20 protein-coding genes and 1 pseudogene are annotated in these 24,731 nt (G+C 62.6%); 11 read left to right on the plus strand and 10 right to left on the minus strand.

The window, feature by feature from the left end:
* Positions 1–25: 25 nt before the first annotated feature.
* Positions 26–1,813: a monovalent cation:proton antiporter-2 (CPA2) family protein gene (locus KU43P_RS26075; RefSeq protein ID WP_317660336.1), complete on the plus strand. Its 1,788-nt coding sequence runs from the start codon at positions 26–28 to the stop codon at positions 1,811–1,813.
* A gap of 368 nt (positions 1,814–2,181) precedes the next feature.
* Here the strand turns inward: KU43P_RS26075 and ycaC (KU43P_RS26085) are convergent, their stop codons facing one another.
* Positions 2,182–2,811 (minus strand): isochorismate family cysteine hydrolase YcaC, encoded by a 630-nt coding sequence (ycaC, locus tag KU43P_RS26085; protein ID WP_317660337.1) that lies wholly within the window; start codon positions 2,809–2,811, stop codon positions 2,182–2,184.
* 133 nt (positions 2,812–2,944) lie between these two features.
* On the opposite strand from ycaC (KU43P_RS26085), the gene KU43P_RS26090 reads away from it, so the two are divergent.
* Positions 2,945–3,856, plus strand: coding sequence for a LysR substrate-binding domain-containing protein (locus tag KU43P_RS26090; protein WP_317660338.1), 912 nt, complete (start codon positions 2,945–2,947; stop codon positions 3,854–3,856).
* 100 nt (positions 3,857–3,956) lie between these two features.
* On the opposite strand, the gene KU43P_RS26095 is transcribed toward KU43P_RS26090, so the two are convergent.
* The 3 genes from KU43P_RS26095 to ycaC (KU43P_RS26105) all read right to left on the minus strand — a co-directional run bounded on the left by KU43P_RS26095 (position 3,957) and on the right by ycaC (KU43P_RS26105) (position 7,148).
* Complete coding sequence (locus KU43P_RS26095) at positions 3,957–5,795, minus strand: amidohydrolase (protein ID WP_317660340.1); 1,839 nt, start codon at positions 5,793–5,795, stop codon at positions 3,957–3,959.
* 75 nt (positions 5,796–5,870) lie between these two features.
* Complete coding sequence (locus tag KU43P_RS26100; protein ID WP_317660342.1) at positions 5,871–6,437, minus strand: antibiotic biosynthesis monooxygenase; 567 nt, start codon at positions 6,435–6,437, stop codon at positions 5,871–5,873.
* A gap of 81 nt (positions 6,438–6,518) precedes the next feature.
* Positions 6,519–7,148, minus strand: a complete 630-nt coding sequence (gene ycaC, locus KU43P_RS26105) for an isochorismate family cysteine hydrolase YcaC (RefSeq protein ID WP_317660343.1) — start codon at positions 7,146–7,148, stop codon at positions 6,519–6,521.
* A 444-nt stretch (positions 7,149–7,592) separates the two neighbouring features.
* Here ycaC (KU43P_RS26105) and KU43P_RS26110 point away from each other — a divergent pair, with 444 nt between their 5' ends.
* The 6 genes from KU43P_RS26110 (at position 7,593) to KU43P_RS26135 (ending at position 12,522) form a co-directional block, all read left to right on the plus strand.
* Positions 7,593–8,183, plus strand: coding sequence for a hypothetical protein (locus tag KU43P_RS26110; RefSeq protein ID WP_317660344.1), 591 nt, complete (start codon positions 7,593–7,595; stop codon positions 8,181–8,183).
* 169 nt (positions 8,184–8,352) lie between these two features.
* Positions 8,353–9,153: a transcriptional regulator gene (locus KU43P_RS26115; protein WP_317660345.1), complete on the plus strand. Its 801-nt coding sequence runs from the start codon at positions 8,353–8,355 to the stop codon at positions 9,151–9,153.
* 25 nt (positions 9,154–9,178) lie between these two features.
* Positions 9,179–9,622: a hypothetical protein gene (locus tag KU43P_RS26120; RefSeq protein WP_317660346.1), complete on the plus strand. Its 444-nt coding sequence runs from the start codon at positions 9,179–9,181 to the stop codon at positions 9,620–9,622.
* A gap of 115 nt (positions 9,623–9,737) precedes the next feature.
* Positions 9,738–10,421 carry a DUF3313 family protein gene (locus tag KU43P_RS26125; protein WP_317660347.1) on the plus strand — a complete coding sequence of 228 codons (684 nt, stop codon included), beginning with the start codon at positions 9,738–9,740 and terminating at the stop codon, positions 10,419–10,421.
* Between the two features lie 40 nt (positions 10,422–10,461).
* Complete coding sequence (locus tag KU43P_RS26130; RefSeq protein ID WP_317660348.1) at positions 10,462–10,962, plus strand: outer membrane beta-barrel protein; 501 nt, start codon at positions 10,462–10,464, stop codon at positions 10,960–10,962.
* 132 nt (positions 10,963–11,094) lie between these two features.
* Entirely contained in the window at positions 11,095–12,522 is a 1,428-nt protein-coding gene (locus KU43P_RS26135; protein WP_317660349.1) for a mechanosensitive ion channel family protein, read from the plus strand.
* Positions 12,523–12,637: 115 nt separating this feature from the next.
* Here KU43P_RS26135 and KU43P_RS26140 read toward each other — a convergent pair whose 3' ends face one another.
* Together KU43P_RS26140 and KU43P_RS26145 are read right to left on the minus strand one after the other, a co-directional pair.
* Positions 12,638–13,924, minus strand: a complete 1,287-nt coding sequence (locus KU43P_RS26140; protein WP_317660350.1) for an NAD(P)/FAD-dependent oxidoreductase — start codon at positions 13,922–13,924, stop codon at positions 12,638–12,640.
* Between the two features lie 149 nt (positions 13,925–14,073).
* On the minus strand, positions 14,074–15,564 hold the full coding sequence (locus KU43P_RS26145) for an aldehyde dehydrogenase family protein (RefSeq protein WP_317660351.1): 1,491 nt from the start codon (positions 15,562–15,564) through the stop codon (positions 14,074–14,076).
* 136 nt (positions 15,565–15,700) lie between these two features.
* Between KU43P_RS26145 and KU43P_RS26150 the strand changes: the two genes are divergently transcribed.
* The gene (locus KU43P_RS26150; RefSeq protein WP_317660352.1) at positions 15,701–16,591 is read left to right on the plus strand and encodes a LysR family transcriptional regulator; all 891 of its coding nucleotides are present in this window, start codon (positions 15,701–15,703) and stop codon (positions 16,589–16,591) included.
* Between the two features lie 186 nt (positions 16,592–16,777).
* The gene (locus KU43P_RS26155; protein ID WP_317660353.1) at positions 16,778–18,172 is read left to right on the plus strand and encodes a VOC family protein; all 1,395 of its coding nucleotides are present in this window, start codon (positions 16,778–16,780) and stop codon (positions 18,170–18,172) included.
* Positions 18,173–18,259: 87 nt separating this feature from the next.
* On the opposite strand, the gene KU43P_RS27175 is transcribed toward KU43P_RS26155, so the two are convergent.
* From KU43P_RS27175 to KU43P_RS26165, 3 genes and pseudogenes are all read right to left on the minus strand, one after another.
* A complete protein-coding gene (locus KU43P_RS27175) occupies positions 18,260–19,123 on the minus strand; it encodes a methyl-accepting chemotaxis protein (RefSeq protein WP_411567271.1) in 864 nt (287 codons plus the stop codon).
* Positions 19,121–20,191: pseudogene (locus tag KU43P_RS27180) on the minus strand (Cache 3/Cache 2 fusion domain-containing protein); the annotation flags it as partial. The pseudogene KU43P_RS27180 and the gene KU43P_RS27175, both read right to left, overlap by 3 nt.
* A 231-nt stretch (positions 20,192–20,422) precedes the next feature.
* Positions 20,423–21,349, minus strand: a complete 927-nt coding sequence (locus tag KU43P_RS26165) for a LysR substrate-binding domain-containing protein (RefSeq protein ID WP_317660355.1) — start codon at positions 21,347–21,349, stop codon at positions 20,423–20,425.
* Between the two features lie 155 nt (positions 21,350–21,504).
* On the opposite strand from KU43P_RS26165, the gene KU43P_RS26170 reads away from it, so the two are divergent.
* Complete coding sequence (locus tag KU43P_RS26170) at positions 21,505–22,893, plus strand: NorM family multidrug efflux MATE transporter (RefSeq protein WP_317660356.1); 1,389 nt, start codon at positions 21,505–21,507, stop codon at positions 22,891–22,893.
* A gap of 99 nt (positions 22,894–22,992) precedes the next feature.
* Here KU43P_RS26170 and KU43P_RS26175 read toward each other — a convergent pair whose 3' ends face one another.
* Positions 22,993–24,660, minus strand: a complete 1,668-nt coding sequence (locus KU43P_RS26175; protein WP_317660357.1) for a putative bifunctional diguanylate cyclase/phosphodiesterase — start codon at positions 24,658–24,660, stop codon at positions 22,993–22,995.
* Between the last annotated feature and the right edge of the window lie 71 nt (positions 24,661–24,731).

Consider the following 24,731-nt stretch of genomic DNA (forward strand, 5'->3'; position numbering starts at 1 on the left):
CCGGCAGCTCATGGAGTACGAGCCAATGCCACACGAAGGCAGCCTTCTGCAAACCGCGGTGATCTTCCTGCTCGCCGCCGTCCTCGCCGTCCCCCTGGCCAAACGCCTGCAACTGGGCGCCGTGATCGGCTACCTGCTGGCTGGCGTGGCCATCGGCCCCCAGGCCCTGGGCCTGATACGCGACACCGAGAGCGTGGCGCACATCTCCGAACTGGGGGTGGTCTTGCTGCTGTTCATCATCGGCCTGGAGTTGTCGCCCAAACGGCTGTGGTTGATGCGCAAATCGGTGTTCGGCGTCGGTACTGCTCAGGTGCTGCTGACCGGCGCGGTGATCGGTGCCATCGCACTATTCGGCTTTGGCCAATCGCTGCCGGCCGCCGTGGTGCTTGGCCTGGGCCTGGCGTTGTCGTCCACCGCCCTTGGCCTGCAGAGCCTGGCCGAGAGCAAGCAACTCAACGCTCCGCATGGCCGCCTGGCCTTCGCCATTCTGCTGTTCCAGGACATAGCCGCGATTCCGCTGATCGCGCTGGTGCCTTTGTTGGTAGCGAGCGGCCCAGACACCAGCCACGGCGACAGCCTGCAACATGGCCTGAAAGTGTTCGCCAGCATTGCCATCGTGATCGTAGGCGGGCGTTACTTGCTGCGCCCGGTATTCCGCACCGTGGCCCGCACCGGCCTGCCGGAAGTGTCCACCGCCACCGCTCTGCTGGTGGTCATCGGTACCGCCTGGCTAATGGAAGAAGCCGGTATCTCCATGGCGCTGGGTGCATTTCTCGCCGGCCTGTTGCTGGCCGACTCGGAATACCGGCATGAGTTGGAATCGCAGATCGAACCGTTCAAGGGCCTGCTGCTGGGGCTGTTCTTCATCAGCGTCGGCATGGGTGCGAACCTGAGCCTGCTGCTTGAGATGCCGCTGGTACTGCTGGGCCTCACCCTGCTGTTGGTGACGGTAAAGCTGGTGCTGCTGATCGGCATTGGGCGCCTGGCCGGCGGCCTGAACAGCGCCAGCGCGCTGCGCCTGGGCATGGTGCTGGCGGCAGGGGGCGAATTTGCCTTCGTGGTGTTCAAGCTGGGCAAGGACCAAGGCCTGTTCGATACCCTGACCTACGACCTGCTGCTGATGACCATCACCCTGTCGATGGCCATCACTCCACTGCTGATGCTCGGCTGCGCCCGTGCCCTCAAGCGTCCGCAACCCGTGCGTGAAGTGCCTGAGCAGTACAAGACTATCGACGCCGGCACCCCGCGCGTGGTGATCGTCGGCATGGGCCGCATGGGACAGATCGTGTCGCGCATCCTGCGGGCACAAAAGATCCCATTCATTGCCCTGGAAACCTCGGTGGATGCCATCGAGATGACCCGCATGTTCGAACAGGCACCGGTGTTCTACGGCGACCCGTTACGTGCAGAGGTACTGCATGCGGCCAAGGTCGGCGAGGCCGAGTATTTCGTGATCACCACCGACGACCCGGAAGTGACGACTCGCACAGCGGAACGGGTCAAGCGCCTGTACCCGCACCTGAAAGTGCTGGCCCGCGCACGCAACCGCCAGCACGTGCACAAGCTGGTGGACGTGGGTGCAGAGCCCATTCGCGAGACATTCTATTCGAGCCTGGAAATGACCCGCCGTGCGCTGGTGGGGTTGGGGCTGAGCAGCGAGCAGGCGGCGGACCGGATCGAGCGGTTTACCCAGCATGATGAAGAAGTACTGGTGGCGCAGGGGCAAGTGCGCAACGACCGAGCCAAGGTGATGCAGACGGCGAAAGAGGCGCGGATGGAGTTGGAGCGGTTGTTTGATTCGGATGCGCAGTGAGTTTCGGGCAATCACCAGCCGCGTAATCTGCGGATGTTCACGGTGGGCGGCCTGCCACAGATCGTAAGCCGCCTGCTCGGCAAGATACTCCCTGGCATCGCCGAGGCCCACCAGTTCGAGGCGATAAGCCAGATCAGCAGATATTGCGGCACGACCATTGAGAACGGTGGATAGCAGCGCTACGCCTTTCTGCCGCGTAATCAAAAGGGCCACTGTCACCAGTGGCCCCGAGAACATGCTTGATATTCGTATTCACACCCTCAAGCCGGGGTGTGGAGGCCCCACCCGACGCTGATGACTCAGCCATCGACGGGGTTCCTACGCCAGCTAGCGCCGCTGAATGGCAGCCTCATCAACCTCCCCCAATGTCACTTGCCTGCAGTCAACGCGTTGTAGCTGGTAATCAGGTTCCGGTAATCCGGAATGTGATTGGAGCACAGCGCCGCCAGGCCTTCGATATCGTTGCGCCAGTCGCGGTGCAGCTCACAGGCCACGCCGAACCAGGTCATCATCTGCGCGCCGGCCTGGGTCATACGGTTATGGGCAGCATCACGGGTCATGGCGTTGAAGGTGCCGGAGGCATCAGCGACCACGAACACTTCGAACTCTTCTTCCAGCGCGGCCAGTGCAGGGAACGCCACGCAGACTTCGGTTACCACACCGGCGATGATCAGTTGCTTCTTGCCGGTTGCCTTCACGGCTTTGACGAAGTCTTCGTTATCCCAGGCGTTGATCTGGCCAGGGCGAGCAATGTACGGGGCATCCGGGAACAGGGCTTTGAGTTCCGGCATCAGCGGGCCGTTGGGGCCTTGTTCGAAACTGGTGGTGAGGATGGTCGGCAGGTTGAAGAATTTGGCCAGGTCGGCCAGCGCCAGCACGTTGTTCTTGAACTTGTCCGGCTCGATGTCGCGCACCAGAGACAGCAAGCCAGCCTGATGGTCGACCAGCAGCACGGCTGCATCGTCTTTGTTCAGGCGGTTGTAGGTGAATTTGCTCATGGTCTGTGCTCCTAAGGGTTTCGATTTTTAAGTAAGTTGGGTGTCTCGCGTTGATGGGTAAAGATTAAAATCATCACCTTTGTTGCGGTAGACTGCGAAAATTGCCCTTAGCGTTCCACCTGGAGAACGATCATTGGAAGATTTGAACTCCCTCTACTACTTCACGCAGGTAGTCGAACATGGCGGTTTCGCCCCCGCAGGGCGGGCGCTGGATATGCCGAAGTCCAAGCTTAGTCGGCGTATCGCCGACCTGGAGGATCGCCTTGGCGTGCGCTTGCTACACCGCACCAGCCGGCACTGTTCGCTGACCGAGATCGGCCAGGCCTACTACAACCGGTGCCTGGCCATGCGCGTGGAAGCCGAGGGCGCGGCGGAGATCATCGAGCGCAACCGCAGCGAACCCCGCGGCCTGGTGCGCATCAGCTGCCCCACCACCCTGCTCAACGCCTGGGTCGGGCCGATGCTGACCCGTTACATGCTCAAGTACCCGCAGGTGGAACTGTTCATCGAGAGCACCAACCGCCGTGTCGACCTGCTGCATGAAGGCTTCGACCTGGCGCTGCGGGTACGCTTCCCGCCGCTGGAGAACACCGACATGGTGATGAAGGTGCTCAGCAACAGCACCCAGTGCCTGGTGGGCCACCCGCGGTATCTGGAGCAACTGCCGGCAGGCTTCGACCCGCAACTGCTCGGCACATTGCCCAGCGTGCATTGGGGCGGCGCCCAGCGCGAGTACCAGTGGGAGCTGTTCCAGGGCGAGGACACCGGCCGCAGCATCGTGATTTCGCATACGCCGCGCATGGTCACCGATGATTTGTTCGCACTGAGGCATTTCGTGGTGGCGGGAGTGGGCATTGCGCACTTGCCGCGCGTGGCGGTGCGCGAAGATCTGGCGGAAGGCAGGCTGGTGGAATTGTTGCCGCAATGGCATCCGCGCTGCGGCATCGTGCATGCGATTTTCCCGTCGCGGCGCGGGTTGTTGCCGTCGGTGCGGTCGCTGATCGATCATCTGGCCGAGGAGTTTGCTGTCAGCGATATGGCGTGAATCCGTATTGGCCCTATCGCCGGCAAGCCGGCGCCCACAGGTAAAGCACTGGCCTCAAGAGCGGTGCTGTACCAGTGGGCGCCTGCAGGGTCAACTCACCTCAAAACGCAAAGCATGAACACCCAAGCGCACCCCAGAACCCCTGATAATCATTCACCGGCACGCTCGAATGCCGCGCCTTGTCATGACTGTGCGCATGCACCCCGCAAGGCCCGCTGCACTGATGCACTGCCGCCAGCGACGGCGTACCCACCCGCCAGTGACCCGGCACCTTGACCACCGGCGACCATTCCGGCAGTACCGGCATCTGAGCCGGCCCAAGCTTGTCGAACTCGGCGGCGCCATACACCACCTTGCCATCGACGATGGTCAGCACCGACTCGATGCCCTTGATCGCCTCCTCCTCGACACTGAAGAAGTCCAGCGACAGCGCCGCCAAGTCTGCCAGCTGCCCCACCTTGATCTGGCCCTTCTTGCCCTGCTCGCTGGAGAACCAGGCGCTGCCCTGGGTGAACAGCTGCAACGCGGTATCGCGACTCAGGCCTTCTGGATACAGCTCCATGCCACCGACGGTCTTGCCGCTGACCATCCAGTACAGCGAGGTCCACGGGTTGTAGCTGGAAACACGTGTTGCATCGGTACCGGCCCCAACCGGCACGCCCATCTCGAGCATGCGCTTGATCGGCGGGGTGTGCTCGGCGGCCTTGGCGCCGTAGCGGTCGACGAAGTATTCACCCTGGAACGCCATGCGGTCCTGGATGGCAATACCGCCGCCCAGCGCCCGGACACGCTCGATATTCTGCGGTGTGATGGTCTCGGCATGGTCGAAGAACCACGGCAGGCCATTGAACGGAATGTCGCGATCGACCTTCTCGAACACGTCGAGCATGCGCGAGATCGATTCGTTGTAGGTGGCATGCAGGCGGAACGGCCAGCGCTGCTCGACCAGATGGCGGACTACCGGTTCCAGCTCTTCTTCCATGGTTTGCGGCAGGTCCGGGCGCGGTTCGAGGAAGTCCTCGAAGTCGGCGGCCGAGAACACCAGCATCTCCCCGGCACCGTTGTGCCGCAGGAAGTCAGTGCCACTGTGCAGTTTCACGCTGGCGGTCCACCGCTTGAAGTCGTCCAGCTCTTCCTTGGGCTTCTGGGTGAACAGGTTGTAGGCGATGCGCACGGTCAGCTGGTCATTGTCGGCCAGCTCCTGGATCACTTGGTAATCATCCGGGAAGTTCTGATAACCGCCGCCAGCATCAATGGCGCTGGTCAGGCCCAGACGGTTGAGCTCACGCATGAATTGGCGGGTCGAGTTGACCTGATACTCCAGCGGCAGCTTCGGCCCCTTGGCCAGCGTCGCATAGAGGATCGCCGCATTGGGCCGAGCGATAAGCATGCCGGTGGGGTTGCCGAATTTGTCACGCTGGATTTCCCCGCCAGGCGGATTGGGCGTGGACTTGTCGTAGCCCACCGCCTTGAGGGCCGCACGATTGAGCAGCGCGCGGTCGTACAGGTGCAGCAGGAAGACCGGGGTGTCAGGCGCGGCCTGGTTGATTTCCTCCAGGGTCGGCATGCGTTTTTCAGCGAACTGGAACTCGTTCCAGCCGCCGACCACACGTACCCACTGCGGGGTTGGCGTGCGCGCCGCCTGGTCCTTGAGCATGCGCAGGGCATCTGCCACCGACGGCACGCCTTCCCAGCGCAGTTCCAGGTTGTAGTTCAGGCCGCCGCGGATCAGGTGCAGGTGCGAGTCGTTCAGGCCTGGAATCACCGTGCGCTGCTTGAGATCGATGATCTGGGTACTGTCGCCCTTATGGGCCATGGCTACGGCGTCGTTGCCCACTGCAATGAAGCGGCCATCCTTGATGGCGACGGCAGTGGCGGTGGGCTGTTCACGGTCAACCGTGTGCAGTTTGCCGTTGAACAGGATCAGGTCGGCGATCATGGAACCTCCTTGGAGCGATGCAGGGTCGTTGGGGTTGATGAAGCCTAGCAACAGCCGGCGTTCATGCTGGTCAGCTCAGCCACGCAGCCACTTGGCGCAGCGGCGGGTTACCCACGGCATGATGTAGAACACCACGGGCAGGATGATGAACAGGTTGACGATCAGGTTGCCCAGGATCCCCCAGCCAAGTTGTGGGAAGCGCGCGAACAGCGGCTCCAGCAGCTGCGGCACGAGCAGGGTCATCGGGCAGATCACCAGGTAGGTCAGCAGCGCTTGCTTCCAGCGAGGCGGCTGCCGGGCACCGCTGCTCGGCGGGGTGAACCAGAACTCCGGATCCTCATGCACCTGGGGGTTGTCGCCGCCCTCGAGCAGCGGCAGCACTTCGTTGACCAGTGCCTGGCGCTCGGCGGAGTTGACCCAGGCCTGCAGCAGGCTGGCATCAGCGAAGCGCACCACGGTGGTGAAGTGCAGGCCACCGTCATCTGGGCGAATTACGTTGACGTCCAGGTGGCCTGGCTGACGGCGCGCGGTACTGACGGTGCGCTTGAGCCAGGCTTCATAGCTTGCCAGCGCCTGGGCGCGGACTTTGTGCTGGATGACCAGGGTCACCACGTTGCGGTTGTCTTGGCCGGAGGTGTTCATCGACGTTCCTTGGGATGAGCGAAGCATTGACGGGTTCTGCCGCACTGGCCGGGCACCGCTGTGGGTGCCCGGCAGGCCCGCTCACTTGGCAGCGTTGAACGCGTTGTAGCTGGTGATCAGGTTGCGGTAATCCGGGATGTGGTTGGAGCACAGCGCCGCCAGGCCTTCGATATCGTTGCGCCAGTCGCGGTGCAGCTCACAGGCCACGCCGAACCAGGTCATCATCTGCGCGCCGGCCTGGGTCATACGGTTATGGGCAGCATCACGGGTCATGGCGTTGAAGGTGCCGGAGGCATCAGCGACCACGAACACTTCGAACTCTTCTTCCAGCGCGGCCAGTGCAGGGAACGCCACGCAGACTTCGGTTACCACGCCGGCGATGATCAGTTGCTTCTTGCCGGTTGCCTTCACGGCTTTGACGAAGTCTTCGTTATCCCAGGCGTTGATCTGGCCAGGGCGAGCAATGTACGGGGCATCCGGGAACAGGGCTTTGAGTTCCGGCATCAGCGGGCCGTTGGGGCCTTGTTCGAAGCTGGTGGTGAGGATGGTCGGCAGGTTGAAGAGTTTGGCCAGGTCGGCCAGCGCCAGCACGTTGTTCTTGAAGGCGTCCGGCTCGATGTCGCGCACCAGAGACAGCAGGCCAGCCTGGTGGTCGACCAGCAGCACGGCGGCGTCGTCTTTGTTCAGGCGGTTGTATTTGAACGAGGTCATGGCGGTGCTCCTTGAGTGGGTGATTCAGTGTGTGTTGGGTGTTTCGCGTTGATGGACACACTTTAAAATCACCACCTTTGGAGCGGTAGACTGCGGAAATTGCCCTTAGCGTTCTATTTTGTGAACGATAGACTTACAGTCAATGTGCAATGGCTTGCCGTCGGTGATTGAGCGCTCGCACACCGGCGCCCCTTTCTGAACTGGAGAATTCTCACTTCGCTCCGTAGGACGTTTCCCAAAGCACTCTCAATGCCCCCCATCATTATTCCAGGGTGCTAGTTTCCAAGGGCTGAAAAACAAGCTGCCAATGTCGCTGAAAAGTTCAACGTATGCCTACTTGTACGGTGGCGCCGGAGGCGACTTTCTGGCGGGCGAGCAGTACTTGCATTTACAGGGCTGCTGCCCGGCGCGACGCTCATGAAATCTATAACTGAGAATTCACCCATGACAGAAACCTCCGACCTGCAAGCCTTAATTCAGAGGTACAAAGTAGAAACTTCACAGACACACATCGTTTCAATACCCAAATTCTTGATAATGATCAACCTGTCTGTGGGCGCTTATCTATTCTACTGGTATTATCGTCAATGGCTGCTTTCTCGTGGCCAGCGCGGCTTTAAACTAATACCCTTATTGTGCTGCCTTGCCGGGCCTCTGCTGATTTACCCGCTGCTGAAAAAAATAATGCGCCAATGCGAAGTGCGTACGCAGGGACTGAAATGCAGCCCTTGGAAAGTGACATTGATGTTCTGGTTACCCTATGCATTCACCATCGCCTGGCACTTCTCCGTGCCAGAAACACCGTCATCCCATCTCCCGCTGTCCATCACGATGCTTGTCCAGACGATACTTCTCGCCGTCTGCTGGAGCTTGCCGACGGTGGCGTTGATACACGTTCAGCAGGTTGCAAATGCCGGGGCGGGGGACACGCTCGGGCAACATAATGCGCAAATCACTTGGGCAAACGGATTATGGATCATAGCGAGTTGGATGCCGATCGCGGCCCTCATGGGTTACGTGGCCCGGTTCCTTTAGTAAACCCGTCCGAATTATTTGCAGATCGCAAAAATATTTCAGCACTGTAATAATTCAATGCCAATATCTTATTAACTTCAACCCCCAAATACAAGGGCACTTTGTCGACTTGCATCGCCCATCATGGGCCTTATAATGGCCCGCAATTTTCACACGCGCGATGTGTTTCATGAATTACTATTTTCGATTAAAAAATAGCGCCCTTGTGGAGTTTGATCCTGATCAATACACGCTATCGATAAAACCTTTACACACTCCACCAGAAGAAATAACCCTGGCCCGCGCAGACGCTCGAATACTCGAACTGCTGCTGCTCGAACCCGGGGAGATCTGCTCGCGTGAGGCCATCATGGCCTTCGCCTGGGATGATCGCGTGGTCTCGGCTGGCAGCCTCAACCAGTCTATCTTTACGCTCAGAAACATCCTTGGCGACAGCAAGGACCACGATCTGCTGGTCACCGTGCCGCGTCGCGGCTATCGCTTCAACAGCGATCACCTGGCATCTCCCGACGCCGATGCGGCGCCCACAGCCGAGCCTGTGCACGTCGAACATGCCTCGAGCAGGCCCGCGCGTCTGAATCTGCCGGTGGAAAAGCAGCAACTGAGTAGATGGGTCCGCCTGGGCTATCTGGCCGTCACGCTATTTACGCTATTTACCCTGTGGCAACTGTACGTTGCCTACAAGCCCCAGCGCGACCTTCACGTTGCATCGATAATAACGGAGGGTGAACTATCAATTACCGCCGTCGGCAAAAGCAGACAGGACGTCGATGCACTCAAGGCCGATATTCTAAGTTCGGGCATCACGACACGCCCACTGCTCGGCGAACTCTTTATCAGCCGTACCGGTTCACGCACAAATCTTTCTTGCGTCCGAAAGTCCGGGGACGCCTACAACTTGGAGTTTTCCTATCGTGAGGAGCGCCTCATCAGCATGATCGACAAGTGTCTGGGGGTTGAGGGTGAGTAAACATCACGCGGTACGGCGACATGCATTGATTATCACGTTGATCGTTGCGGCCTGCTTGGCGGCGCTGGCCGTGGCCTGGTCCGCGCCTTATGAAAACAGCCAGTCCTATCGCTCCGAAGGCCATCACTTCATGGGTGACGACACGCTGGACTTCAAGGAAAGGCTGACGATCAGCGAGCCCAGTGCGGTCATCAGCCTGCTTGAGCGCCAGGGTGAAAAAGAGCGGCATATCGCCGTGGGCGCTTCTTTGGTGGAGCGTTCTCGCTGGCGAGTGACGTTCAAGGTCGAGGATATTCAAGCGAGCAACGAGGAACAACTGTTCAACGTCAGTCGTCATTCTGAGCTGCTTTTCTCCCGTCAGTACTTCCGCCTGGGCTCCATCTTGAACCTGGCGGTGATACCCGTTCGTGGGGACGCGCTGTGCTACTACATCCTTGAGCTGGACCGCCTGCGCTGCATGAACAACTGACTGACCTGCAGCAGCTACCGGGCACAAATAACGATTTTTGATTCCTGTTTTCTTCGGCAAAGGCCCAGATTGCGGCGAGGTTTGTCGCCTCGACGTGAGGTCAACAGGAATCAATATGCCGCTCAGAAAACTCTCGGTCTTTGCACTCTCGCTAACGTTGTTCGGCTGCTCGATGGCCCCCAGCATCGACACCGAATTAACGGCCAAGGAAAAAGCCAGCACAGACCTGCAGCTCATCGAACATGATGACAAGACACTGGCCTGGAAGCGCTCCGCTGCGCCGTTCTGCGTCGATCACGAGAAAGTCGTGTTCATCAACTTGCCAAAAACCTTCTCGCTCGACAGCAGCGACCCGCGTCATGCCAAGTTCGATGGTGATGCCAACAAGCTACGCCAGCGCTTTCGCAGTCAGCTGGAAAAGCAACTCACCGACGCCGGCTACCGCCTGGTAGACAAGCCCACGGCCAAAGCACTCTCGCTCAACGTCTCGATTGCCAATATCGAACGCGCACCGCGTGATCCCAATGTCACCGAATACATCCCCATCGGCATGCTCGTCGGCCTTTCCCTGCATGCCACCGGCGTGCGCGATGAAACCCTCTATCTGGTGTTGCAGAGCGAGGTCAGCGACGGCCTGACCGACGAGATGCTGGGCCGCGCCCTGGACCGCGTAAGCGGCAAGAACATCGGCCAGTCCGCGACCCCGGATGTCGAGGACATCTATCCCGCCCTGGATAGCGCCGCCCAGCAGATTCGGGAACGCCTGGACCGGGAGTTCCAGCCGAAGAAACCGGCCTGACCTGGCCATCCTCCTCCCTACTCAAGCCATTGGATGACTGATGAAATTCGCAAAACCGCTTGTTGCTGCCCTGTTCATGTTCAGCACCTTCAACGCCTTCGCCGATGACCGCGGCCTTTATGTGGGCGGTGGTCTGACCCGGGTTGAAATCGACGAACACCAGATCAGCGACGACGACTCGGCCTACAAGGCTTTCGTCGGTTACCGCGTGAACCCATACCTGGCATTCGAAGGCGCCTGGGTCGACCTGGGCCACTTCGATGGCGATCACGGCAACTTCGATGGCCACTCGGTGCAGGCCACTGCCCACCTCGGCATGCCGATCGGCAAACGGGTGCGCCTGTTCGGCAGCCTCGGTGTGCATGCCTGGGATGCCGACCACGATATCGCCGGCGACAGCAATGACCTCGACATGACCTACGGGCTGGGTGTCGAGGTGGACGTACTGCGCAACCTGGGCGTGCGCCTGGAGCAGGAAGTGCTCAAGGTCGGTGACATCGACCTGGACCAGACCAGCGCCAGCGTCTACTTCATGTTCTGATACCACTGCGGCTCCTGTGTTGTGCAGCGAGCCGCACTCCTCGCTCCAATGCCTGCGCGTCGTGCGCCAAGCCAGTAGTAAATGCAGCCAACCTGCTCTTTACTAGCAACAGCCCACCGCGACGAGACCGGCATGTTCGCATTCATCCAGGATTACCCCTTGCTGATCGGCTCCTGCCTGATCCTGCTCGACCTGATCCTCTGGCAACTGATCCCTATCCAGCGCCGGCTTTGGCGTATCGGCACGCGGCTCGCGTGCTTTGTGCTGTTCAGTGCAGTGTTGATTGCCGCTGGCATGAGCCCGCTGCAGCCTGCGCCCTGGCCAGACGATGTATCACGCAACCTGATGGCCACGGTGCTGGCGATCGGCTGGTGGCTGTTTGGCGCACGCACGGTGACGGTGGTATTCGGCCTGCTGCTGGGCGCCCGTGGCAGCCATGGCGGGCGATTGCTGCAGGATGTGCTGGGAGCGTTGATCTTCCTGGCTGCGGTGGTGGCGGCCGCAGGCTATGTGATGCAACTGCCGGTCAAGGGATTGCTGGCCACCTCCGGGGTCATGGCCATCGTCATCGGCCTTGCGCTACAGAGCACCCTGGCCGATGTGTTCAGCGGCATCGTGCTGAACACCACACGGCCGTACCAGATCGGTGACTCGATCTCCATCGACGGCACCGAAGGCAAGGTGCTGGACATCGACTGGCGCGCCACGCGCCTGCTCACCGGCAGCGGCAGCCTGGCGGTGATCCCCAACTCGGTAGCGGCCAAGGCCCGATTGCTCAACCATAGCCGCCCGGCCGATGTGCACGGGGTGTCGATCAGCGTGGTGGTGCCGGCCAAGGTCCGTCCCAAGCGGGTTTTCGATGCGCTGGAAAAAGCCTTGCAAGGCACCAGCGCGATCCTCGCCGCGCCCAAGCCCAAGGTATCGGTCAAGGCGTCGACGCTGGAGTCGGTGGAGTACGAAGCCAGCGGTTTCGTCGGTGACATGGGCGCCAAGGGTGAGGCGCGCAATCAGCTCTTCGACCTGGCCCATCGGCACCTTGAGGCCAGCGGCGTGATGTGGAACGTCGACCTGGCCCTGCCACCGCGCAGCCGCCAGCGTGAAGTGCTGGACGAGGTGCGGGTGTTTCGCTCGCTCAGCGACGAAGAGCGCGACGCGCTGAGCCAACGCATGACGGCCGTGGAGTACCTGGCCGACCAGGTGATCCTGGGTGTCGGCGAGCAGTCCGACCACTTGCTGGTGATTGGCAGTGGCGTGGTCTCGGCGTCGGTGCGCGATGGCGACAAGCTGCTGGAAGCCGGCCGCATGGGGCCCGGCGAAGTGCTGGGGATCGAGGGTATTCTCGACGAGGATGCTTCGTTTGCCGAATTCCGTACGTTGACCGGTTGCGTGCTGTACCGCATCGAGAAGGAGCAGGTACGCAGTTGCCTGGTGCAACGTGGCGAGGTGCAAACGGCACTGAACAAGTTGCAGCGGTTCAGGCGTCAGAGCCGGGAATCACTGCTGTTGCAGAAGCCGGCCGCGATCAAGAAAGGCGGCTTCCTCAGCTGGTTGCACAAGTAGCTTTAGTGTCTGGACCGGCCCTATCGCCGGCAAGCCGGCTCCCACAGGTACAGCTCAGCATTCGATAGCTGTGGTGAACTTGTAGGAGCCGGCTTGCCGGCGATAGGGCCCGCAGTTACAGCACGACTCTCAAGCACTGCCCCGCGTGATACAGCGAGAACCCGGACTCGTAGAACGCCGTGCGCAACGAAGGCGCACTAACCCCTTTCATCGGCGAGAACGGAATCGGCAGGCCGCCTTCCTCCCCCTTGAGCAGAAACTCGGCAAAGGCCCGGCCGATCACGGTACCGGTGGTATTGCCCCGCCCGTTGTACCCCGTCACCGCCACCAGCCCCGGCGCCGGTTCGAACAGGCGCATCAGGTGGTCAGGCGTAAAGTCGATGCATCCGGTCCAGTGCATCTCCCACTCGACCTTGCCCAGATCCGGGTAGTAATGGCTCTGGATGCGGTCGGCCCAGCTGCGCACGAACCACGCCGGCTTGTTGTCGACCCGACCCAGGCTGCCCAGCAGCAGGCGCCCCTGGTCATCGCGACGAATGCTGCTGAGCACCGTGCGGGTATCCCACGAGCCCTGGCCGTGTGGTAGCACCTTGTCGGCAGCTGCGCCATGCAATGGCTTGGACGCCACCTGATAGTAGTAGCCACGGAAGAACTGCTTCTGCAGGTTGCTCCAGTCGCCTTCGGTGTAGGCACCGGTCGAGATCACCACCTTGTCGGCACGCACCGATCCGCGTGCGGTCTTCACCCGCCACGCATCGCCATCACGCTCAAGGCCTTCGACGGAAGATTGCTGGAACAACCTGCCGCCCAGGCGCACCGCGGCAGCTGCCAGCCCTTGGGTGTAGCCCATGGGGTTGATGGTGCCGGCGCGGCGGTCGAGCAGCGCGGCGGAAATCTTGTCAGTGCCGCAGTATTCCTGGCACTGGGCGCCGGTCAGCAGCTCGACGTCGGCTCCGCGGCGGCGCCATTGTTCGTGGCGGGCTTCGAGGTCGGCGATGCCGGTGGCGTTGTGCGCCATGTGCAGCGTGCCTTTGTGCTGGGCCTGGCAGTCGATGCCAAGGCGCTCGATCATGGCGAAGACTTCGCCCGGGGCGTCGCCCAATACTTTGTTCAAGCGGCTGCCCTGCTTCTGGCCCAGGGTCGCCTCGACATCGTCGGGGCGGATCCAGGTGCCAGCGTTGACCAGGCCTACGTTGCGTCCGGAGCCGCCGTGGCCGACTTTCCAGGCCTCCAGCAGAATCACCGACTTGCCCTGTTCAAGCAGGTGGATAGCTGCCGACAGGCCGGTAATGCCGCCGCCGATGACGCAGACATCGGCCTTGTGCTCACCGGCCAAGGCCTGGGCGGCGACGGTCGGTTGACTGATGTGTTCCCACAAGCATTGTTGACGCAGTTCGGACATGGCCCGGCTCCAGCGATATTGTTCTTGTTGGGGCTGCTTTGCAGCCCTATCGCCGGCAAGCCGGCTCCCACAAGGATCGCATCGTCGGCACGATCACTGTGGGAGCCGGCTTGCCGGCGATGCGGGGGCAAAGCCCCCGCCTGCGATCATCAGTCGAACACGATCCCTTGCGCCAGCGGCAGCTCGCGCGAGTAGTTCACGGTGTTGGTCTGGCGACGCATGTAACCTTTCCAGGCATCCGAACCCGACTCACGCCCGCCGCCGGTTTCCTTCTCGCCACCGAACGCGCCACCAATCTCGGCACCGCTGGTACCGATGTTGACGTTGGCGATGCCGCAGTCGCTGCCCGAGGCGCTCTGGAAGCGCTCCGCTTCACGAATGTCGGTGGTGAAGATGCACGAGGACAGGCCTTGCGGCACTTCGTTGTTCAAGCGCAGCGCTTCTTCGAAGTCGTCGTAGGCCAGCACGTAGAGGATCGGCGCAAAGGTTTCGTGGCGCACCACGTCGCTTTGCGCAGGCATCTCGGCAATCGCCGGCGACACGTAATAGGCGTTCGGGTACTGGTCGGCGAGCTGACGCTCACCACCGAATACCTGGCCACCTTCATCACGGGCCTTGGCCAGCGCGCCTTGCATGGCCTCGAACGACTGCCTGTCGATCAACGGGCCGACCAGGTTGTCCTTGCGTGGGTCGCCGATGCGCACCTTGCCGTAGGCCGCCTTGACCCGGGCAACCACTTCATCCTTGATCGAACGGTGCACGATCAGCCGACGCAAGGTGGTGCAACGCTGGCCAGCAGTGCCCACGGCGGAGAACAGGATGCCGCGCACTGCCAGGTCGAGGTCCGCGCTCGGGGCCAGGATCATGGCGTTGTTGCCACCCAGCTCGAGGATGCTGCGACCGAAACGGGCCGCTACGCGCGGGCCTACTTCACGGCCCATGCGGGTGCTGCCGGTGGCGCTGACCAGCGGAACGCGCGGGTCGTCGACCAGCGCTTCGCCGGCTTCACGGCCACCGATTACCAGTTGCGCGAGGCCAGCCGGAGCATCGCCAAAGGCTTTCAGGGCTTTTTCGAACAGCGCCTGGCAAGCCAGGGCGGTCAGCGGGGTCTTCTCCGATGGTTTCCACACCACCGCGTTACCGGCCACCAGGGCCAGGGCAGTGTTCCAGGCCCAGACGGCCACCGGGAAGTTGAAGGCGCTGATCACGCCGACCACGCCCAGCGGGTGCCAGGTTTCACGCATGTGGTGGCCAGGGCGCTCGGAGGCGATGGTCAGGCCGTACAGCTGACGCGACAGGCCGACGGCGAAGTCGCAGATGTCGATCATTTCCTGCACTTCGCCCAAGCCTTCCTGGGTGATCTTGCCGGCTTCGATCGACACCAGCTCGCCAAGGTCGGCCTTGTGTGCACGCAGCACTTCGCCGAACAGGCGTACCAGCTCGCCACGGCGCGGCGCCGGCACGCTGCGCCAGGCTTCGAAGGCGCTCTGGGCCTGATCGATGCGGGCGATGGTCTCGGCCTTGCCGAGCAGTTTCACCGAGGCGATCTGGCTGCCGTCGATCGGCGTGTGAACAGGGTAGTCGCCCTGGGTGTAAGCCGTGGCGGCAACGCCAAGGCGCTCGAGCAATCCAGCAACCATTTGTGCTTCTCCTACATCGGGTGATGGGGTGGAAAAATGATGTGGATCAGTATTAATCCGATCACACCGGTGCAACAAACGACCTTTATTCCGCTTATCATTCCGCCAGGTAATGAATTGAGCCACAGAGACCGCTATGTCCAAACGCCTGGTGCCCTCCATGACCGCCCTGCAGTGCTTCGAAGCTGCAGCCCGCCATCTGAGCTTTACCCGCGCCGCCGAAGAGCTGCACCTGACCCAGAGTGCGGTCAGCAAGCAGGTGGCACAGCTTGAAGACATGCTGCGTCACCACCTGTTCCTGCGCATCCGCCGGCGCCTGCAACTGACCCCAGCCGGCAGCCTGTACCTGGCCGAGGTCAACAAGATCCTCACCCAGGTCGACATGTCCAGCCGTTACGTACTGACCTACGGCGAGCAGACCGAGATATTGAAGGTAGCCACTCAACCGAGTTTTGGCGTGCGCTGGTTGATCCCGCACCTCAAGGGCTTTGGCAAGCGCCACCCGAACATCCACCTGGACATCCGCAACGAAATGGAGCCGTTTGCCCTGCTGCAAGGCTCGGCGGATGTGGTGTTCTTCTATGGGCAAGGCACCTGGCCGGGGGCGACCTGCGTCGAACTGTTCCGCGAACAGGTGGTGCCGGTGTGCGCGCCGGAGTTGCTGGGTGGGCGCGAATTGAAGGATGCCGGAGAACTTGCCGAACTGGTGCTGTTGCAGAGCACCTCGCGGCCCGAGGCCTGGCATGAGTGGTTCCTGGAGCTGGGCTTGCACAGCGTCAGCGCCTACCACGGGCCGCGGTTCGATACGTTCTACATGGCGTTGAGTGCGGCGCAGGCGGGGTGCGGGGTGGCGCTGGTGCCGCGTTATCTGGTGGCCAAGGAGTTGAACGAGGGGAGCCTGGTCATTCCATGGCGTCATGCGATGGACAGTGCCGGGGCGCATTACCTGGCGTATGCCGAGCATGCGGCGGAAGTGCCCAAGGTGCGGGCGCTGGTGGGGTGGATTCGAGAACAGCTTGACGCCTGACCGGCCCTATCGCCGGCAAGCCGGCTCCCACAGGGTGCGACGCGCTCCTTGTGGGAGCCGGCTTGCCGGCGATAGGGCCCTGAAGGTCGATCAAAAAAGGAATGACAGGCCCACTTTTTTTCGCTTGTGGCCATAGTGCATTCCCAGCTTTCATGTAAGCGTCCGAACCCAACCAGGAAGCTAGCGATGCCCGCCCTCGATTTCGTCAGCCCCGACAGCATCCGCGCGCAGTTCTCTGCCGCCATGTCGCTCATGTACAAACAGGAAGTGCCACTGTACGGCACGCTGCTGGAGCTGGTGAGCGAGATCAACCAGCAGGTCATGGCCCAGCAGCCCGCAGTGGCCGAGGCGCTGCGCTGGACCGGCGAAATCGAGCGCCTCGACCAGGAGCGTCATGGCGCCATCCGCGTCGGCACTGCCGAGGAGCTGGCCACCATTGCCCGCCTGTTCGCAGTCATGGGCATGCAGCCGGTCGGCTACTACGACCTCAGCTCCGCTGGCGTGCCGGTGCACTCCACCGCGTTTCGCGCGGTGCACGAACAATCGCTGCATGCCAGCCCGTTCCGCGTGTTCACCTCGCTGCTACGCCTGGAGCTGATCGACAACCCGCAACTGCGCGACTTGGCGCAAGGCATCCTGGCCAAGCGCAAGATCTTCACCCCCCGCGCCCTTGACCTGATTGCCCAGCACAAACGTGACGGTGGCTTGAATGCCACGGATGCCGCGGCTTTCGTACAAGAAGCCTTGCACACCTTCCGCTGGCACCACGACGCCACCGTCACGGCCGAGCAGTACCAGCAGCTGCACGACCAGCACCGCCTGATCGCCGATGTGGTGGCCTTCAAAGGCCCGCACATCAACCACCTGACGCCACGCACCCTGGATATCGACGCGATCCAGTTGGGCATGCCGGCCAAGGGCATCCCACCCAAGGCGGTGGTCGAAGGCCCGCCCACCCGCCGGCACCCGATCCTGTTGCGCCAGACCAGCTTCAAGGCGCTGCAGGAGAAGGTTGCCTTCATCGACCAGAAAAGCAGCGAAGGCAGCCACACCGCCCGCTTCGGCGAGATCGAGCAGCGTGGCGCTGCACTGACGCCGAAAGGCCGCCAGCTGTATGACCGCCTGCTCGATGCTACCCGTGCGGCACTGGGTGGCGTGCCTGCCGAGGCCAATGCCGAGCGCTACATGGCGCTGCTGCAGGAACACTTTGCCGAGTTCCCGGATGACCTGGCGCAAATGCGCGAGCAAGGCCTGGCCTACTTCCGCTACTTCGCCACCGAAAAGGGGCTGGCTGCGCGCGAGCAGAAAAGCCGCCCGACTGACCTGGCGGGGTTGATCGAAGCAGGTCATGTGCATTTCGAGGCATTGGTCTATGAAGACTTCCTGCCGGTGAGCGCGGCGGGCATCTTCCAGTCCAACCTGGGCGACGAGGCCCAGGTCGAATATGGCAGCAACGCCAACCGAGACGCGTTCGAGGCGGCCCTGGGGCTGCAGGTGCAGGATGAGCTGGCGTTGTATGCGCAGAGCGAGCGGCGCTCGTTGCAGGCCTGTGCGCAGGCGTTGGGTCTGAAGTTGGCGTAGGGCTCAGGAGGGTTGGGGCCACTTCGCGCCCCATTCGCTGGCAAGCCAGCTCCCACAGTGGGAGCCGGCACAGGCGACCTCTCTCATCTAGACCCGAAACCGATCCACTTCCTGCCGCAGTTGCGCCGCCAACCCTTCCAGCTCACGAGCCGTAAAGGCCAGCTCATTGGCCACATCCCGCTGCTCGCTGTTGGCCTGCGCAATGCTCTGCAAATTGCGGCTAAGCACCGTCGCCGTGCTGCTTTGCTCCTGGGTCGCGGTACTGATCACGGCAAACTGCTCGCCCGCCGCGCGGCTCTGTTCATCGATGCGCGCCAGCGCCTCGGCCACCTTGTCATTGCGCCCCAGCCCTTCTTGCATCAGCTGGTTTCCTTGCTCCAGGGTGCTGATGGCGTGGCCGGTCTGCTGCTGGATACTGGCGATCATCACGGAAATCTCGTCGGTCGCCTGGCGCGTACGCGCCGCCAGCCCCCGCACCTCGTCAGCCACCACGGCAAACCCTCGCCCCTGCTCGCCCGCTCGCGCAGCCTCGATGGCCGCATTGAGCGCCAGCAGGTTGGTCTGCTCGGCAATCGCGGTAATCACCCCGACGATCCCGCCGATTTCCTGCGAGCGTGCACCCAAGGTGTCCATCACCGTCGCAGTGCCGCCCAGGGCTTCAGCGATCTGGCGCAACGAACTCGACGCCTCATCCATGGCGCTACGACCGATCCGCGTCTGCTGGGCGTTGTCACGTGCCATGCGTTCGGTGCCGGCCATGTTGTCGGCAATGTTCATCGACGTGGCGCTGAACTCTTCCACCGCGCCGGCCATGCTGGTGATCTCGCCGGACTGCTGCTCCATGCCCTCACAGGCGCCAGCCGACAAACCAGCCAGGGAACGGGCGCGGCCACTGACCTGTTCGGAAGCTGTGCGGATGTGCTCGACCATGGTCGCCAGCGCTTCGCCCATCGTGTTGAAGCTGCGCGCCAGTTGGCCAATTTCGTCATGGCTGGCAATTGCCAGGCGCGCATTCAGGTCACCGGCACCCAGTGCCTCGGCCTGACGCACCAGGTCGTCCAGCGGGCGCAATTTGCGGCGCAGCAGCCAGAGCGTGGCGGCCACGGCCAGCAGCATGGCCAGCAAGCTGCCAACGGCCAGGCGCAGGCCGACACTCCAGGTCACCTCACGGATTTCCGCCAACGGCATGCTGGCCACCACCGTCCACGGGCCTTCCGCAAACGGCGCAGTAGCGCTGAACAGAGGCTGATCGGCATTGGCTGGTGCCACCAGCCATTGGCCCTGTTCGTCGCGCAGGGCCAACGAGCCGGTGGCGCCGAGGCGCAGGCGCTTGAGGTTGGCGAACTGGGCATTCTGCGCGTCGGTGTAGTCGAAGCCGACGAACAACACGGCGATCACCCGGCCATTGCCATCGCTGACTGGCACATAGCGGGTCATGTAGTTGCGCTCGAACAGCAGCGCTCGGCCGACGTAGGTCTGCCCGGCCATCAGCTTGGCGTAGGCCGGGTGCTGGCGGTCGAGTTGGGTACCGATGGCGCGGCTGCCGTCCTGCTTCTTCAGGTTGGTGCTGACGCGCACGAAGTCATCGCCACTGCGTACGAACAAGGTCGCAACCCCGGCGGTCATCTGCTGGAATTCGTCGACCATCTGAAAGTCGTTGTTCAGCAGGTGATCGCCCTGGTACAGCGCCGGGGTGGCCTGCCCGGCCACCTGCACGGTCTCGCCGGCATGCAGCGCCAGGCCCGAAGCAAAACGGCGCTCGAACAGCCCGCTCAGGCGCTGGGTATTGTCCTTGAGCGATCCGTGGAAGCTGTCGAGCTGGTCGGCCAACAGCCGTGCTTCGCTGGCCAGATGAGCCTGACGGGTGGCGAGGTTGGCATCGTCCAGCGAACGCAGGGCGAACAAGGTACTGCCGGTGATCACCAACGCCAGCACGATGGCGAGGGCGATACCGAGCTGCGAAGCGATTCGGGCACGCGGTTGAGACATGGGAAGCTCCTGGCAAGAGGCCGGGATCATCCTGATCACGCTGACCGCCCGCTTGATCTTGACGGGAAATCGCGCCCTCTTCCGGGACGCTGGTGCCAGTCAATCGGCGTCGCGGCGGAATACTTGAGTGTCGGACCGGGGTATTCGCAAACGTTTTCTTTGCCTGCACTGGCCCTATCGCCGGCAAGCCGGCTCCCACAGGGATGGACTGCGCCGTACCTGTGGGAGCCGGCTTGCCGGCGATAGGGCCAGTGCAGGTGATCAAAGGGCTGGCAGTATCTGCACATCCGGCAGGTTCATCGCCGCCGCCTCTTCCTGCAGAAACGCACTCAACCGCCGCAACCGCTCGCCCCCTGGCCGAGTGCGCGGCCACACCAGGTAGTAATCCATGCCGCTGGGCACCGCGGTCGGCCACGGCAGGCTCAAGCGCCCTTGCGCCACGTCCTCGGCCACCATCAGCAGGTCGCCCATGGAAATGCCGTAGCCACGGGCTGCGGCAATCATGCCCAGCTCCAGGGTGTCGAACACCTGGCCGCCCTTGAGCGACACCTTGTCGGCCAGGCCCATGCGCTCCAGCCATTCGCGCCAGTCACGTTTGTCTGGCGTCGGGTGCAACAGTTCGATGCCGGCCAGCCGGCGTACATCCAACGGGCCTTCCTCAAGCAGGTCCGGTGCGCCCACCGGGATCAGCAGCTCGGCGAACAACCGGCGCACCTCCCAGTCCGGCGGAAACACCCCGTCGCTGAGCAGCACCGCGCAATCGAAGGGCTCCTGGTTGAAGTCGACATGGTCGACGTCCATCCAGGCACTGGTCAGCTGCACTTCATTGCCCGGCTGCAGGTGTCGGAAATGGCTCAACCGCGCCAGCAGCCAACGCATGGTCAGAGTAGAAGGCGCCTTCATGCGCAACATGTCATCTTCACCGCGCAAGGTATCGCAGGCGCGCTCCAGCGCGGCGAAGCCTTCGCGCACACCCGGCAACAACACCCGGGCAGCCTCGGTCAGTTGCAGACTGCGCCCGCTGCGGATGAACAGACGGCAGGCGAAATGATCTTCAAGGGTGCGGATATGTCGGCTGACCGCGCTTTGGGTAATCGATAGCTCCTCGCCGGCACGGGTGAACGAGCTCAGCCGGGCGGCGGCCTCGAATGCGCGCAGCGCATAGAGAGGAGGTAGCTGACGGGACATGGGGTACCTGGTATTCGGGGTCAAGAGAGGAAAAGTCGGAATCATATATGCATGAGTCCAACTCATGCCAACCATCGCTATTATCCTTTTGTGCAAAGTTGACCAAAGCCTCAGAATCCACCCTCGCTCACCGAGTCAGTCACAAGGACACCCCCATGCACGTCGCGCCCACCACAGAACTCAAGGCTTTGCTGCGCCTGGCCGGGCCGCTGATCGCCTCGCAGTTGGCGCACATGTTGATGGTGCTCACCGACACCCTGATGATGGCGCGCATCAGCCCCCAGGCCCTGGCCGGCGGTGGCCTTGGCGCGGCTGGCTATTCCTTCGTATCGATCTTCTGCCTCGGCGTGATCGCGGCAGTCGGTACGCTGGTGGCGATCCGCAAGGGCGCCAATGACATCGAAGGTGCCACCCGTCTGGCGCAGAATGGCCTGTGGCTGGCTTGGGCTCTGGCCCTGGTGGCTGCACTGGTGCTCTGGAACCTGGAGCCGGTGTTGCTGCTGTTCGGCCAACAGCCGGAAAACGTTGCCTCCGCGGCTGAATTCCTTACCTTGCTGCCGCTGGCCCTGCCTGGCTACCTCACCTTCATGGCCCTGCGCGGCTTCACCAGTGCACTGGGCCGCTCGACGCCGGTGATGGTCATCAGCCTGGTGGGCACGGTGCTCAACTACCTGTTCAACGTCGCCCTCATCGAGGGCATGTTCGGCCTGCCCAAGCTCGGGCTCATGGGCATCGGCATGGTCACCGCCGTGGTGTCGATGGGCATGGCCATCGCCCTGGCGCTGTATATCCGCTGGCACTCGGCCTATGACGCCTACCCGCTGCGCAAGGGCCTGTCGCGCCCTTCCCTGCCGGCCTTGCGCGAGCTGTGGCGCCTGGGCCTGCCGATTGGCGGCACCTATATGGTGGAGGTCGGCCTGTTTGCCTTTGCCGCGCTGTGCATGGGTGTGCTCGGCAGCACCGAGCTGGGGGCCCACCAGATCGCCCTGCAGATCGTTTCCACCGCATTCATGGTGCCGACTGGCCTGTCGTATGCGGTGACCATGCGCGTGGGCCTGTACTTCGGCGCCGGCAACCTGCTGGCTGCGCGCAGTGCCGGGCGGGTGGGGATTGGCTTCGGCGCGAGCATCATGTTCGCCTTTGCCGCGCTTTTCTGGCTGCTACCGGAACAGCTGGTGGGGTTGTTCATCGACCGCCACGACCCGGCGTTCGCGGCGATCTTCCAACTGGCAGTGCAGTTGTTGATGGTGGCGGCCTGGTTCGAGCTGTTCGATGGCGTGCAAACCATTGCCATGGGCTCGATCCGCGGGCTGAAGGATGCCAAGACCACCTTCCTGATCGGGTTGTGCTGCTACTGGCTGGTCGGGGCGCCGAGTGCCTGGTTGCTCACCTTCACCCTGGGTGGTGGCGCGGTCGGCGTGTGGTGGGGGCTGGCGCTGGGCCTGGCCTGTGCCTCGGTGGCACTGACCCTGGGCTTTGAGTGGCGGATGAAGCGGATGCTGGGGAAGACCAAGACTGGCGGGGAGGCTGCTGTCTCGGCATGACTTGAAGGCCTCATCGCCGGCAAGCCGGCTCCCACAGGTACAGCATGGCCCTTGAGGGCAGCGCAGAGCCTGTGGGAGCCAGGTTGCCGGCGATTGCGGCTAGATGGCTTGCGCCAGCTTGCGTTCGGACGCCTGCTGCAGGTACTCGACCAATTCCCCCACCGGCAACGGCTTGCTGACCAGGAACCCCTGCACCTGGTCGCAGCCAAAACCGCGCAGCAAGGCCATCTGCTCCTCGCTCTCCACACCTTCGGCCACCACCTCGAGATTGAGGTTGTGCGCCAAGTTGATCATGGCGTGCACCAGCTTGCGGTTTTCCTCGCGCATCTCCATCTCGGCAACGAAGCTGCGGTCCACCTTGAGCAAGGTGATCGGCAGGCTGTTCAAGTGCACGAACGAAGAGAACCCGGTACCGAAGTCGTCCAGCGAGAAGCGCACGCCCAGGCGCCCCAGGGCATCCATGGTCTGGCGCACCAGCTCGTTGCGGCGCATCACGGCTGTTTCGGTCAGCTCGAATTCCAGCCAGCGGGCATCGACACCGTGCTCGATGATCAGGCGGCTCAGGGTCGCCAGCAGCTGGCTGTCCTGAAACTGGCGGAAACTCAGGTTAACCGCCATGTGCAGAGGCTCCAGCCCGCTTTCACGAAGGGCCTGCATGTCGCGCAGGGCACGCGAGATGACCCAGTAACCCAGCGGGACGATCAGCCCGCTCTGTTCGGCCAGCGGTACGAATTCGCTCGGCGGCAGCAGCCCGCGCTCGGCATGGCGCCAGCGCACCAGGGCCTCCAGGCCGACGATACGCCCATCGGCCAGGTTCAGGCGTGGCTGGTAGTGCAGTTCCAGTTCGTCGCGGCGCAAGGCCCGGCGCAGTTCGCTTTCCAGGTCGGCCAGGCTGCGGGCGTTACGGTTGATCCGCTCGTTGAACACATGGAAATTGCAGCCCTGACTGCTCTTGGCCTGGCGCATGGCGATGTGCGCGTGCCACATCAACGGGTCGGCGCCACCTTGGGCGCGGGCATGGGCGATACCCAGGCTGCAGCCGAGCAGCAGGCTTTCACCATCGATCCAGTAAGGCTCGGCCAGGGCTTCGACGATACGTTCGGCGATCCACTCGGCACGGTTGGCATCGCGGCGGGTGTCGATCAGCAAGGCGAACTCGTCACTGCCCAGGCGCGCCAACTGGTCGCCGGCTTCCAACTGCTGCTTGAGCCGCGACACCACTTGCAGGATCAGGCGGTCGCCACCTTGATGACCGAGCGCATCGTTGACGTGACGGAAGTTGTCCAGGTCGAGGTGGCCGAGGGCAACGCCGCGTCCCTCGTTCTCGGCCAGGCGCGTGGTCAGCAAGGCCTGGAAGCCCTGGCGGTTGGCGATGCCAGTCAGCGGGTCTTGTTCGGCCAGGCGTTGCAGGGTGGCGACCAGCACACCGCGCTCGCGCACGTGACGCAGCGAGCGGCGCAGGGCATCGGTATTGAGCTGGTCAAGCACCAGCCAGTCGCTGACGCCGGTCGGCGGCACCGTCGGCTCATGGTCGAGCAACAGGATGGTCGGCAAGTCGCAACGCCCTGGGGCAGGCTGCAAGGCCGGCGTTGCCAGGATCACGGCCTGGCGGTCATGACTGAAAAGGCTATCGACCGCCGCCCAGTTCGGCGCGGTCAGCAATACCGCCGTGTCGCCTAGCGGTTGCAGGCACTCGCGCAGCAAGGCAGCCCATTCCGGCTCATCAGCCAACAACAGCAAACGCAGAGGTTCGACAGGCGTGGACAAGCGGGCTCCTTAGGGCTTGGACGGTGACACGAGGGCGGCCGGGTATGCTACTGCATAAATGAAAATGATTT

This window comes from Pseudomonas sp. KU43P (genome assembly GCF_033095865.1).
GTDB lineage: Bacteria > Pseudomonadota > Gammaproteobacteria > Pseudomonadales > Pseudomonadaceae > Aquipseudomonas.

Coding starts and splice junctions, on each gene's coding strand:
- KU43P_RS26110 (WP_317660344.1), top strand. CDS start 7,593: ATGACAGAAACCTCCGACCTGCAAGCCTTAATTCAGAGGTACAAAGTA.
- KU43P_RS26140 (WP_317660350.1), bottom strand. CDS start 13,924: ATGTCCGAACTGCGTCAACAATGCTTGTGGGAACACATCAGTCAACCG.
- KU43P_RS26095 (WP_317660340.1), bottom strand. CDS start 5,795: ATGATCGCCGACCTGATCCTGTTCAACGGCAAACTGCACACGGTTGAC.
- KU43P_RS26115 (WP_317660345.1), top strand. CDS start 8,353: ATGAATTACTATTTTCGATTAAAAAATAGCGCCCTTGTGGAGTTTGAT.
- KU43P_RS26075 (WP_317660336.1), top strand. CDS start 26: ATGCCACACGAAGGCAGCCTTCTGCAAACCGCGGTGATCTTCCTGCTC.
- KU43P_RS26100 (WP_317660342.1), bottom strand. CDS start 6,437: ATGAACACCTCCGGCCAAGACAACCGCAACGTGGTGACCCTGGTCATC.
- ycaC (WP_317660343.1), bottom strand. CDS start 7,148: ATGACCTCGTTCAAATACAACCGCCTGAACAAAGACGACGCCGCCGTG.
- KU43P_RS26125 (WP_317660347.1), top strand. CDS start 9,738: ATGCCGCTCAGAAAACTCTCGGTCTTTGCACTCTCGCTAACGTTGTTC.
- KU43P_RS26170 (WP_317660356.1), top strand. CDS start 21,505: ATGCACGTCGCGCCCACCACAGAACTCAAGGCTTTGCTGCGCCTGGCC.
- KU43P_RS26135 (WP_317660349.1), top strand. CDS start 11,095: ATGTTCGCATTCATCCAGGATTACCCCTTGCTGATCGGCTCCTGCCTG.
- KU43P_RS26150 (WP_317660352.1), top strand. CDS start 15,701: ATGTCCAAACGCCTGGTGCCCTCCATGACCGCCCTGCAGTGCTTCGAA.
- KU43P_RS26155 (WP_317660353.1), top strand. CDS start 16,778: ATGCCCGCCCTCGATTTCGTCAGCCCCGACAGCATCCGCGCGCAGTTC.
- ycaC (WP_317660337.1), bottom strand. CDS start 2,811: ATGAGCAAATTCACCTACAACCGCCTGAACAAAGACGATGCAGCCGTG.
- KU43P_RS26130 (WP_317660348.1), top strand. CDS start 10,462: ATGAAATTCGCAAAACCGCTTGTTGCTGCCCTGTTCATGTTCAGCACC.
- KU43P_RS26145 (WP_317660351.1), bottom strand. CDS start 15,564: ATGGTTGCTGGATTGCTCGAGCGCCTTGGCGTTGCCGCCACGGCTTAC.
- KU43P_RS27175 (WP_411567271.1), bottom strand. CDS start 19,123: ATGGGCGAAGCGCTGGCGACCATGGTCGAGCACATCCGCACAGCTTCC.
- KU43P_RS26165 (WP_317660355.1), bottom strand. CDS start 21,349: ATGTCCCGTCAGCTACCTCCTCTCTATGCGCTGCGCGCATTCGAGGCC.